Below are 12,201 nucleotides of genomic sequence, written 5' to 3'. Positions count from 1 at the left end.
GATTCAGACTCAATGGTTGGCGCGCTTGAACTGTGAGAGCTCACTTCTGGCCTGTTCGGTCAGTGGATGTTTCACAGCGGCATAAACCCGGACTCGTTTTTCCAGCAGCCATTCCTTCCAGGGAACATTGGGTTCCATGGTTTGCAGCGAGTCGATGATCTGCTGTGGATCCAGTTTTTCTGCGATCAGATACCGCACCAGCAGCCGATTATCTTCTAGGCGATGCAGGGCAAAGGGATTCTGTAACTGCTCATACAGGGGAGCGGCGTAAGCAGGATCCACATCACACAGGCTGACGGCTTTAAACAGAATGGCATCCAGCAACTGACGACTTCCCCAGGGGCTGTCCTGAATTAACCTCAGGGTGTCTATTATCTTTTGCAATCCTTCGTTGTTCTGTTTCTGCTGCAGGGAGGAAATGGCCTGTATCGCGGATGCTTCCGTAGGATTCTGTTGTTTCACTTTCTTCAGCAGTTCTTCCGGAACGGGAACGCCTGATTCAGCCAGAGTGTGAGCGTAAATCAGAGCCTCAATCGGACAACTCAAATCCGGTTCAATCGTTTGGAAACGTGCGAGGACATCTAAATAACGTCTCGCCAGATACAGGTTAAATGCTTCTCCCCGTGCTTGCTGTGCTTCCGACAGTGAGTCGGCAATATAAACTGTTCCACCCAGTCGAAGCTGCATCGCCAGCCGCCGTTGGATGACTCTCTCCTGGCTCTCTTTATCGAGCGAAACAGGCAGGTCATCTTTCAGTTGGACCGCACGGTCCTGGAGATCGTGAATTGAAAAACGCGTTGATTTACCAACAGTCTTCGCAAACGCATATTCCAGCAGATTGCGGTCATCCTGATTCATCGGCTCTGACTGTGATTCCAGGAGCTGGTCGATTGTTCTTGTGCCACAGACAAAATGAGCCAGAATGCCTTCCACGTCAATCACGGACCAACCCTGTTTGAGCCCTTCCGCCATCACGGGCTGTTTCAATTTCTGCTGCAGCGATGCCAACTGATACTGAAATGTCTGCGCTGATTTACCACAGACCAGCACCATGTCGCGGGCTTTGGTACGCCAGATCTGAACTTCGGGAAACACGGACCTGACAGTCTGCAGCACGATATGAACTGTACTGTCATCGACTTCATAGCCCTGCAGCCACTGCAGAAACAGGCCCTCCTGGTTCAAGCGGGTCGCAACCGAATCGTAGAATTCGCGGGTATAGAGATTCGCGATGCCAGCCCGATACGGGTTGGAGGGCTCGGAGACGATCAGGTCGTACTGTTTTTTGCTGGTAAGCAAATACTCGCGGGCATCATTAAAATGCAGTGTGAGTTTCGGGTTCTGCAATGCATCCCGATTAATTTGTGAACAGCGTTTCGTCATTTCCAGAACAACGGGTTCCAGTTCGACCACATCGACGGCGGTCATTTCTTCGACGGCAGCCATCCAACCGGCGGATTCACCTGTGCCCAGTCCAATCACGAGACCGGTTCGCGGAGTGGGGTGGAGCAGGGGGCCAATCAGTCCCAGACCGATTTGGGTACCGGCATCGCCAAAGGCATTTCCGTCGCTTTTACCGTTCACGATAAATGCGAGGCTGTCAGTGGCTGTGATGGCTACACTCGATTCCCGTCCTTCTGCCTCCCAGATGCACTGTCGGTTTTTGGTGTGTGAAAAGTTTTGTTCTGCATTCGGTCCTGTCCCATCCAGGCTGGCACGTCTTGCTCCAATGCCGGCATGCCGCCAGACCGCAGTCGGACCAGCTTCCGTAATCATGAAAATCGTGATCAGCGACAGAACAACAGAAGTTGCCATCGACACTGATTTCCAGCGTTGAGTATACAGTAGCAGGGTTACTCCCAAAATAATCAGTAGACAGATGGAAAGTCTCCAGAGTCCTGGAGCAGTTATCGCGGGAAGCAGGAAGAACCCCCCTGCGATCGAGCCAGAGATCGCTCCCAGCGTATTTGCCGCAAACGTCCAGCCAACATGTTTACCGACGTTGTTTTTTCCAGTCCCGGCAATGGCAATCAACAACGGAAACTGGAAACCGGCAACCAGAGCCGCAGGAAAAATGACAAAGGCACCGATCTGAAACCAGTTCCACACCTGAGCTGGAAACGTAGCGACAGGCTGACTCTGCTGTTGTAATACCCAGAACGCAATCTGATCGCCATACCAGAAGGGGACCGCGATGAGTAACGCTTCCAGCGTACAGACGAACGCCAGAAATGACAGTGTCGGTTTTACAAGCCGTGCCATGAAAGCATACAGAGCACCTCCGACTCCGATGCCGAGCAATGCCACACAGAGAATCAGCCCAAAAGTATAAGTCGTGCCACCCAGCAGCGGGCCCAGCATGCGATACCAGACAATCTCCATCAGAAAGAAGACAAAACCGACCGTCCCCGATGCGAGACAGACGATGCCCAATCGGTCTGGTTGAGGTGACTGATCCTCTCTGCTGATTGACGCTGGTGAGTCTGTCTGTCTCTGCGACTGGATTTCTGCTGCATGTGATAACCGCTTAGAGATCAGCAGGGCAGTGACTGCCAGCATCAGATTAATCCCACAGGCAAACCAGAGCACGCCTCGATTCCCCAGCGCTTCCAGCAACATAAAATTCGCAATCCCGGCTCCAGCGACGGCACCCATCGTATTCAAGCCGTAGATCAGCGCGACGCCGCGACGATGAGGGTCGGCAGCATTTGAGACCGCGCGAGCGGCAGCTGGCATAGTGCCACCCATTAAAATTGTAGGGACTGCCAGGATCATCGCGGAAGCAGCCAGGCGTGAAAGAGTTGCCAGTTCCGGCCCCAGCGCAGCCTGACCTCCCATATTCACATACATCTGTCGCACGAGCATAATCAGAAAAGGACTGATCCCCACTGTCAGCGCGATACCCAACTCCAGCAGGCCGTAGCATCGCAGGGGGCGCACTGAGGCATCAATCCTGCTCCCGAACAGCCAGTTCCCCAGTCCCAGTCCCGCCATAAAGATGGCCAGCACTGCAGCGGAGGATGCGGTTGTCGCTCCGAATACCAGCCGCAATTCGCGAATCCAGACCACTTGAAACATCAATGCGCAATTCCCGGAGACCAGCAGCATCAGGGAGAGCATCCAGAGAGGAGCGGTACGTTCTGGTAGCGGTTGATTCAAAAGTCTCTCCGACCGTCTGCATCAAGCAGAATTCATTAATAAATATAAGAAGTTGGTTAGGAAGAGGAATGCAGGCCCGCTTGCAAACTCCGTGAGATCATGATGACAAACGGACGTCAAGATATCAAGAAGCACGGACACAGACCGGTCTGTGTTAATGAGGCAGAGGCAGCTGATTGAGATTCAATAAAATATTCTGCAGGAATTATCAGGTCGGATTACAGTCAGTTGGATTTGAAACGGTAAATAATGAGTTTCAAGAGATGAGGAGGGGCAGGCACTGGCTGTTTCATACTTCTGAGCGGCCTCAATCTGTCGCTGCGATCTCTGTTCAGAAGGGGGGGCTGGATTATGAAGACTTGATGAAGGCAAACGTAGTTTAGTTTAGAAAACCAAGCCAGCGTTTCTTCTGGTCGTCATTCAAAGGCTTTTCTGCCGGGACTTCTTCTTGTTCGCTGCGCTCCAGGTTTAGACCCAGTTGCTTTTCTTTTTTACGAATCTGTTCTTCACGGTTCTGCAGCATCGACTCAGTGCGTGACAGCCGGGCGCGCTCAATCGAAATTTCCACCTCGGCCAGTCCCAGGCTGTGCTCCAGATCATGATGCAATGACTGCAGTTGTTCCAGTAGATCAGCGGGGGCATTATTTAATTGATCCCAGTTGACGGGGATGACAGCCGTCTCTGCTTCCCGCAAGCGTTTGATTAACGCGCTGATATACTGATCGCGTTCACGAATCGCCGCGACCAGTTGTTGTGGGGTTGCAGACTCCTCATCGATTTCAGCGGGGGCTTCCGGAATCGGAGGTTTATAACTTGCCAGCGTGCGACCACCAGAACTGCCCGATTCTGAATTTAAAAGTAAACCAGCAGAAGACTCCAGTTTTCTGGGGGGAGCCGGCGTGGGGGCTGCTTTTCGTGCAAGATCGGTAGAGACATCCACTCCCTGTCCTGACATCAGTTTCTGCTTCATGGCCTCCCAGCCACTGACAGTCGAGTCTGCACTGTCTTCATCAGGAGGCGTTTCTGCCGTTTCGGGAGCCGGAGCTTCTTCTGCTGCTATTTCTTCTTCAAAGTCTTCTGTTTCTTCGCTGCCGGGAATGGTCGGTGAAGAGAGGTAGTCAACCAGGCTCGCAGGTGAGGGGGCGGCAGGTCCCTTTTGGAAACCATCCTGTACTGCTTTTTTCAGTTCAGCAATCTGCAGCTCAATCCGGGTCAGGGCCGATTCCGTCTCCATGCCCTGCCATTGTTCGAGCATGGAATGCAGATCGTGTGTCAGTTTCTGTTGTTCTTCAATGACCTCAGGTGGAATTCCGTTGGAAATGGTCATACCACGATCGGCACCAGTCCGGTGCCTGCGATCCAGTTGTTCGGCAACCTGTTCCAGTCGTTCCGTCAGAATAACAACCAGCTGTTCTTTTTCTTCGAGTTCCGTCTGCAGTTCTAAAATCCGCTGCTGATCCGCCGCACTCAGCTCTTCTTTTTCCCGTTGCGTGGATTTGAGTTGTTCTGCGAGTTCGGACAAGCGTTCGGTCAGACTGCAGACCAGTGTTTCTTTTTCCCGCAGCTCTGTTTCCAGTTCCTGCAGACGCTGTAGATCCGACTCAGTCAGTTCATGCTGGTTCTGCTGGCTGCGTTCCAGTTGTTCCGCCACCTGGGATAATCGGTCTTTCAGAACCGCGATCAGCGCCTCTTCTTCCTGTCGAATCGATTCCAGTTCCTGAATCCGGTGGTTATCCGCGGCCTTCTGATCGTGGCTGGTATGCTGACTGTGTTCCAGTCGCTCGGCGACCTGAGTCAACTGTACGGTGAGTCTCTCGACCAGCTGCTCTTTTTCCAGGAGTTCAGTTTCCAGCTCTTCCATATGCTGAATCTTTTCGGCATCCCATTGGGCGATCATCTCGGCTTCATGGCGCTCAATCTCTGTTACGGAGCGCGTACGTTCCTCCTGACGATCTGATTCCGAGCCTTGTTCTGACTGTGAATTGATCTGGGTTGTCTGCGGATCAGGTTGAGGAGCGTCTTGACCGGATTCCATCCATTCGTACCTGAATCTGTTCACCTTTCACACATTATTAAGCTAAAAATAAAGGACAGCTATATTTAGCCTAGCTTATGTGAAAGCAGTCTCAGTGGGATACACGGCCTCGATGATGCACTTTTTCTACATCCTTCTGCGGACTGTAGCGATTATTCATATACCTCAGAATTTACCACATTGCTGGGCTGCTTGCCTACGAGTACATCTGCCACCTGACTTGCTGCCTGTTGTCGAAGTTCGTCCAGTGACTCTTGGGAAATAAAAGCAGCATGGGGTGTGGCAATGATCCGGTCATGCTGAAAAAACGGGTCAGACAGGTCAGGCGGTTCCGGATCAAAGACATCCAGCGCCGCTCCCGAAATGTCCTCATTTATCAGCGCCGTTTTCAACGCATCGAAATCAATTAATGCTCCACGAGAGGTATTCACGATGATCGCATTGGGCTTCATTTTCTGAAAGGCAGCCGCGTCGAACTGATGTTGCGTTGCGTCGGTTAATGGAGCATGGATCGAGATGACGTCGCTCTCTTCCAGCAGATCCTCAAACGGAACCATGCGGGTGCCCGTTCCATAATCGTTACCTGACGAGTTCGTGGCAATGACCTGCATGCCGAATGCCTTTGCCCGCTCTGCAACTGCCTGTCCTGTCAGGCCGAAGCCGAACAGGCCCAGTGTCAGTGTTCCAACCCGGCGAGGCAGTGGGGCTGCGGAGAGGTTATAAACTCCCTGTTTTGTCTGATGGTGTAGAAAGGCGATGTTTCTCAAACTGGCCAGCATCAGACCAATCGTATGGTCGGCTACTTCCGGTATGCAGTAATCGGGAACATTCGTAACGGGGATCTTCAGCGAAGTGGCATACGCGACATCAATATTATCCAGTCCGATGCCCAGCCGCGCGATCGTTTTGCAGTCCGGGGCCGCATCAATGACTGCCTGAGTCACCTGTGCCCAGCAGGTGGCAATGGCATCGACGCCTGAGGCACATTCAATTAACGTTTCTTCATCGGCTCCGGGAGGCGCTTCTATCACTTCCGCATCAACGCGCGACAATTCCCGTTTTTCGACTTCACAGTCAGGCCAGGCACGATCCGTAATTAACACACGATATTTCGCAGACACAAATCACTCCCTTTTCATTGTGAGAACGCTTCGAAGATTCTGTTCTTTCAGCATCTTATTTTTAAGTTATGTTTACAAGTCTAGAGTGCATCACATTTAAGTATAGTGTCTCTCAATCCAATCTACTCGGGGCAAACAGCCCTGGAAACGCTACAGCAAAACTGGACACAGTCTAGCTATTCGTAATTCGATACGGAACCCATGATTACCAGAACTCAAGAGTCAGATTGATCACAACAGGATCGTTACTGCAACAGTAAAGTCGCTTCAATCGCGTCGATTCGCTTTTAGAATAATGTCTTAAAGTCCGAATTTAAAACTACTTAACAAAAATACCAGATTTATGGTGCTGAATGGTCTTTCATTTGCGTCTTATAAGGGAGAGCTTGACACAATTTGGATAAAGTGACATGATTCAATTGAAGTTCAACGGATTTAAAGGTTTTTCATGTATTTACATCTGACAGTTTTTTTGATGCTGATTTCAATGCTGTCCCACACCGTGCTGGGATGTGGCTGGCATCATGCGCACGACTGTCACGCGTCAGAACACGATACCTGTCAGACCATGAACCTCTGCCAGCATGAGGCCGATCACGCGGGTCAGGGGCACGAACATTCGCATGCCACATCAGATAAGTGTGCTGAACAGTCACCCGGGCAGACACCGATTCCTCAGGATTCAGACCCCTGTCAGGAAGGTCGCTGTTCTTATCTGGCAGGGACTTCTGTCAAGGTACATGAAGAATCTCCCCAACTCATCAGTCTGATGCCGCTCTGGGATGATTTATTCTCTGCTCGCGAAAAACAGTACGTTGATCATATGCCTTTTTTCAGCACCGCTGCGGTCTTTCTGTCACCGGGCGTGCGCGCGCAGTCACTGACCACAGTCTGGTTGATCTAGAGACCCCGCTTCTCTGAATGTCTCTCCGATTTTGCACTGAAGCCCGGATTCTGATTTCCGCGATCGCTTTTCTCTGCTAATCGGATCTCTCACGATTTACCTTGTGTACACTTCGGGAAAATTATGCGCAACCCGATCTGAGGCCTGTGATGAATATTTCAAAAACAAATCAAAACTGGAAAATGTTATTGTCAATCGCATTCATGGTGATTGCGGGTTTTCTACTCTGGGGAACCCGGCAGCAGTGGATGCCTGCACTGAAAGGTTATGCAAATAACAGCAGTCAGAAACAGGTTGATAAGAAAGCTGCCGCTGGCCCGGATTCGGAAGAGGATCATCATGATCACGACCATGCGGGGCACGATGAGACCAGCTCGCTGGAACTCTCACCCCAGGCCCGGAAAAATATCGGCCTGACGGCAGATAAAGTGGTCCCCGTGAAGCTGAAATCGTTTACCCGTACCATTACGATTCCCGCCATGGTGGTGGAACGCCCTGGAAAGACACAGATTAAGGTTGTTGCACCCATGACGGGCATTATCACGAATGTGAATGTCACCGGGGGAGAAGCGGTTCAACCAGGTCGCGCCCTGTTCAAAATCCGACTGACCCATGAAGACCTGGTGCAGGCTCAAACCGCCTATCTGAAAACTCTGGGTGAGTTGGATGTGGAACTGAAGGAAATTGCCCGGATTCAGGAAATAACCAATAAAGGCGTCATTGCCGGCAAGGTGCTGCTGGAACGCGAATACGCCAAAGAAAAACTGGAAGCCATTCTCAAAGCTCAGCGTGAGGCACTCCTGTTGCATGGTTTTACTGCAACTCAAGTGGATCAAATCAAAAAGACACGGCGTCTGATTAAAGAGCATCTGGTTTATGCGCCTCTGATTCATGATCAGTCCGGTGAAGTGTCCGCTCCGAATATGAAAATTCAACGTATCTCTGCCCCTGCTCCGGCGACCCTCGATCAAGGAGTCGCTTCGCAACGATCCTTGCTGGTGGTTCAGTCGTTAGATGTCAATAAAGGAGGGTTCGTGCAAGCCGGAGACACGCTCTGCGTGCTGGCAGATTACAGTGACCTGTATATCAAAGGTCAGGCATTTGAGCAGGAGACAGATGAAATTACACGCTGCCTGGAAAACCAGTGGCCCGTCGAAGCGATCCAGGAAGAAAATAACAAAACGAAAAAGCTGATCAAAGATCTGAAGATCGACTATCTCGATAATCAGATTGAGACCGAAACCAGAACATTTTCCGTTTATGTGAATCTGCCAAATCAGATTGAACACGATACCTTTCGCAAAGATGGAGACCGCTACATTACCTGGCGATTTAAGACCGGGCAGCGAATGCAGTTACTCATACCGGTGGAAACGTGGCAGAAACAGATCGTGCTTCCCGTGGAAGCGGTCGCCAGTGAAGGGGCAGAGCAGTTCGTGTTTCAGGAAAACGGAGATCACTTCGATCGGCGTCCCGTGCATGTCCTGTACCAGGATCAACTCTGGGCGGTCATCGAAAATGATGGATCAATCTTTCCAGGCGATAAAATTGCATTAGCAGGAGCACATCAGTTACAGATGGCATTGAAGAACAAGGCGGGCGGCGCCGTCGACCCGCATGCGGGACACACTCACTGAGTTGTTTTCCAGTCTCGGTCGTTAAAGTCTCTTATGCACTCTGTCACTACCCGGAACAACTACCATGTTAAATGCAATTATTCGATTTGCTCTTAAACAACGCCATCTCACGCTGGCATTCTCACTGTTTCTGATCGGCTTTGGCAGCTGGCAGGCTGTGAATATGGGCATTGATGTCTTCCCGAACCTCAACCGTCCACGGGTTGTCGTGATGACCGAAGCGCCGGGTATGGCGCCGGAAGAAGTGGAATCCCTGATTACCTTTCCATTAGAAACTACCTTGAATGGCGCGACGGGCGTGCAGGCGGTCCGCAGTTCTTCAGGAGTCGGCATTTCAATTATATATGTGGAATTTGAGTGGGGGACCAATATCTACAATGATCGGCAGGTCGTCAACGAACGACTGCAACTGGTCACCGAACGACTGCCTGATGGCGTGAAACCGCAGCTCGCACCGATTTCCTCAATCATGGGGCAGATCATGATGCTCGGCATGTGGAGTGAAGGTGAAAAAACCTCTCCGCTTGAAGTTCGCACACTGGCGGACTGGGTCGTCCGTCAACGCCTGCTGACGATTCCCGGCGTATCACAGGTCTTCACCATGGGCGGCGGTCGCAAACAGTTTCAGGTACTGGTCGACCCGCAATTGCTGTTGAAATATGGTATCACACTGCATGAAGTGCGACTGGCTTGTGAGCAGAGTAACGAAAATGCGACAGGCGGTTACCTGGATGAACAGGGCCCCAATGAATTCCTGGTGCGCGCGCTGGGGCGAATTCAGACTCTGGAAGATCTCGAAAAGGTCGTCGTGGCTACCCGCAAAGGACGTCCGGTGATACTCTCGCAGATTGCCAAAGTCATCGAAGGTCCTCAGGTCAAGCGGGGTGACAGTTCTGCTTTTGTCAAACAGGAAGACGGTACTTTTGCCGGTGGCTCTGCGGTCGTTCTCACCGTCAACAAGCAACCCAACGCCGATACCCGGCGCGTGGCTAATGATGTGATCCAGGCCTTAAAAGATCTGGAGCCTTCGCTTCCCAAAGATATTCGTATCCAGCCGGAACTCTATTCTCAGAAATCATTTATTGATCGCTCGATTGAAAACGTGATCGATGCGCTTGTAGATGGCGGGATCCTGGTGGTTATCATTCTGTTTCTGTTCCTGATGAATTTTCGCACAACGTTTATTACGTTGACTGCGATTCCCCTCTCCATTGCGATTACCGCAATCGTATTTGCCGTCTTTGGGTTGTCTATAAATACGATGACTTTAGGCGGGTTGGCTGTCGCGATTGGCGAACTGGTAGACGATGCCATCGTCGATGTGGAAAATATTTTCCGCCGCCTGCAGGAAAATCGCTATGCAGAAAATTCCAAACACACGCTACTGGTAGTGTTTCAGGCGAGTTGTGAAATTCGAAATTCGATTGTCTTCGGAACCGCAATCGTGGTGCTGGTCTTTTTGCCTCTGTTTGCGCTATCAGGAATGGAAGGTCGCCTGTTTGCCCCACTGGGAGTCGCTTACATCGTTTCGATCCTGTCTTCGCTGCTGGTTTCATTGACATTGACTCCGGTCCTCTCTTACTGGCTGTTAGGGAAAAAATTCGGGTCGCCTGTCAATCCTGAAGAAAGATCGGCAGCGGAAGGACATGTTCATCAGGATGGCCCGCTTCTGCGGTTGCTGAAATGGATCGCCGGGTATGTCATCAGCTTCAGTATTCGCTTTTCAGGGCCGATGTTGATCGCGGGCACCACCGGAGTGTTATTAGCCGGTCTATTCCTGATACAGCTGGATCGAGACTTTTTGCCTCCATTCAACGAAGGGGTTGCCCAACTGAACGTGGTGCTGCCTCCGGGAACGTCATTGAAAAAGTCGAATGAGATTTCAGAAACCGTGATGGATCGGCTGAAGAAAATCAAAGGAGTTCAAGCCTTTTCCCGCAGAACGGGACGGGCGGAACTGGATGAACACGCCGAAGGGGTGAATGTTTCAGAATATATTATCACTTTTGATCCTGAATCGGAACGCAGTCGCGAACAGGTGCTCGACGACATCCGCACATCAATGGAGGCGATTCCGGGGATTGTCATTTCAGTGGAACAGCCTTTGGCACACTTGATTTCCCATATGATTTCCGGAGTGAAAGCCCAGGTGGGGATTAAAATCTATGGCGAAAGTCTGACTGTGTTGCGAAATACTGCGAAAAAGATGGAAGCCGCGATGCAAAGTGTGCCCGGCGTTACTGATGTGCTGGTCGAGCCTCAGGTTGAAATCAAGCAGTTGCAGATCAAGTTGAACCGGGACAAATTAAAACTGTATGGCTTAACTCCCGCTTATGTGAACGAGTATGTCGAAACCGCTATGAACGGAATGGTGGTTTCGCAGGTACTGCAGGGGCAGCGTACCTTCGATCTGTTGATTCGTATGGATGAAAAATACCGTGAAGATCGGCAGGCACTCAAACGACTGACAATTGATCTCCCGGGCGGCGGGACCACGCCCCTCTCTTCTGTCGCAGACATCACTGATTCAACTGGACCAAACACGATCAATCGAGAAAAGGTTCAGAAACGGATTATTGTACAGTGTAATGTCACAGGACGTGGACTGGTCGATGTGGTGAATGAAATCCAGGCGAAGCAGAGACCCATCATTGAATCGCTGCCCGCAGGCTACTTTGTTGAATATAGTGGTCAGTTCGAAAGCCAGCAGTCGGCCTCGCGGATGATTTCTGCATTGTTTCTGGTTTCGATGCTGGGCGTCTTCCTGGTGCTGTTCACAATGTTTCGTTCCGCGAATTTTTCTTTGCAGGTAATGGCTGCCCTGCCGATGGCCTTTATTGGTTCAGTGATCGCTCTGGTCGTGACCGGGCAGACATTGACGATTGCCGCCATGGTGGGTTTCATCTCATTGGGTGGCATCGCCTCGCGGAATGGAATTTTATTATTGAACCACTATCTGCATCTGGTGAAATACGAGGGAGAGGGCTGGACCAAAGAAATGATTGTCAGGGCCGGTCAGGAGCGGCTTGCACCAGTGTTGATGACGGCATTGACCTCAGGCATTGGACTGGTTCCGCTGGCGATGTCACAGGGAGAGGCAGGGAAAGAAATTCTGTATCCCGTGGCGACTGTGATTATCGGCGGTTTATTGAGTAGTACGATTCTGGAATTTTTCATTCGCCCCGCTTTATTCTGGAGCTGTGGTCGTACAGCCGGGGCGCGGATTGTGGCGGAAACGAATGAAGAGATTCCGTTGATTGAAGAGCAGGAAGAGCAGATGAATCCTGTCACGTGAGCAGGAGAAAATGAAAACGTAATTGAAACGAGTTGCATGTAACAACATGG

6 protein-coding genes are annotated in these 12,201 nt (G+C 51.0%); 3 read left to right on the top strand and 3 right to left on the bottom strand.

Annotation, left to right across the window (positions count from 1 at the left end; genetic code table 11):
* Window positions 1-9: 9 nt before the first annotated feature.
* The 3 genes from ACN0YH_RS09195 to ACN0YH_RS09185 form a co-directional block, all read right to left on the bottom strand.
* Window positions 10-3,159 carry a fused MFS/spermidine synthase gene (locus ACN0YH_RS09195; protein WP_417379269.1) on the bottom strand — a complete coding sequence of 1,050 codons (3,150 nt, stop codon included), beginning with the start codon at window positions 3,157-3,159 and terminating at the stop codon, window positions 10-12.
* Window positions 3,160-3,538: 379 nt separating this feature from the next.
* Window positions 3,539-5,194 carry a hypothetical protein gene (locus ACN0YH_RS09190; protein ID WP_417379268.1) on the bottom strand — a complete coding sequence of 552 codons (1,656 nt, stop codon included), beginning with the start codon at window positions 5,192-5,194 and terminating at the stop codon, window positions 3,539-3,541.
* 152 nt (window positions 5,195-5,346) lie between these two features.
* On the bottom strand, window positions 5,347-6,315 hold the full coding sequence (locus tag ACN0YH_RS09185) for a C-terminal binding protein (protein ID WP_417379267.1): 969 nt from the start codon (window positions 6,313-6,315) through the stop codon (window positions 5,347-5,349).
* A gap of 475 nt (window positions 6,316-6,790) precedes the next feature.
* Between ACN0YH_RS09185 and ACN0YH_RS09180 the strand changes: the two genes are divergently transcribed.
* The 3 genes from ACN0YH_RS09180 to ACN0YH_RS09170 all read left to right on the top strand — a co-directional run bounded on the left by ACN0YH_RS09180 (window position 6,791) and on the right by ACN0YH_RS09170 (window position 12,151).
* Window positions 6,791-7,219: a hypothetical protein gene (locus ACN0YH_RS09180; protein WP_417379266.1), complete on the top strand. Its 429-nt coding sequence runs from the start codon at window positions 6,791-6,793 to the stop codon at window positions 7,217-7,219.
* A gap of 182 nt (window positions 7,220-7,401) precedes the next feature.
* Window positions 7,402-8,856 (top strand): efflux RND transporter periplasmic adaptor subunit, encoded by a 1,455-nt coding sequence (locus ACN0YH_RS09175; protein WP_417379358.1) that lies wholly within the window; start codon window positions 7,402-7,404, stop codon window positions 8,854-8,856.
* A gap of 64 nt (window positions 8,857-8,920) precedes the next feature.
* Window positions 8,921-12,151 carry an efflux RND transporter permease subunit gene (locus tag ACN0YH_RS09170; RefSeq protein WP_417379265.1) on the top strand — a complete coding sequence of 1,077 codons (3,231 nt, stop codon included), beginning with the start codon at window positions 8,921-8,923 and terminating at the stop codon, window positions 12,149-12,151.
* The last annotated feature ends 50 nt before the right edge of the window (window positions 12,152-12,201 follow it).

This window comes from Gimesia sp. (assembly GCF_048262075.1).
Lineage (GTDB): Bacteria > Planctomycetota > Planctomycetia > Planctomycetales > Planctomycetaceae > Gimesia.
The sequence above is the reverse complement of the archived record's forward strand: the minus strand, read 5'-3'. Positions and strand labels throughout refer to the sequence as shown.

Excerpts from the sequence above, each read along its gene's own strand:
- ACN0YH_RS09190 (WP_417379268.1), bottom strand. The coding sequence starts at position 5,194 with ATGGAATCCGGTCAAGACGCTCCTCAACCTGATCCGCAGACAACCCAG.
- ACN0YH_RS09180 (WP_417379266.1), top strand. The coding sequence starts at position 6,791 with ATGCTGATTTCAATGCTGTCCCACACCGTGCTGGGATGTGGCTGGCAT.
- ACN0YH_RS09175 (WP_417379358.1), top strand. The coding sequence starts at position 7,402 with ATGTTATTGTCAATCGCATTCATGGTGATTGCGGGTTTTCTACTCTGG.
- ACN0YH_RS09170 (WP_417379265.1), top strand. The coding sequence starts at position 8,921 with ATGTTAAATGCAATTATTCGATTTGCTCTTAAACAACGCCATCTCACG.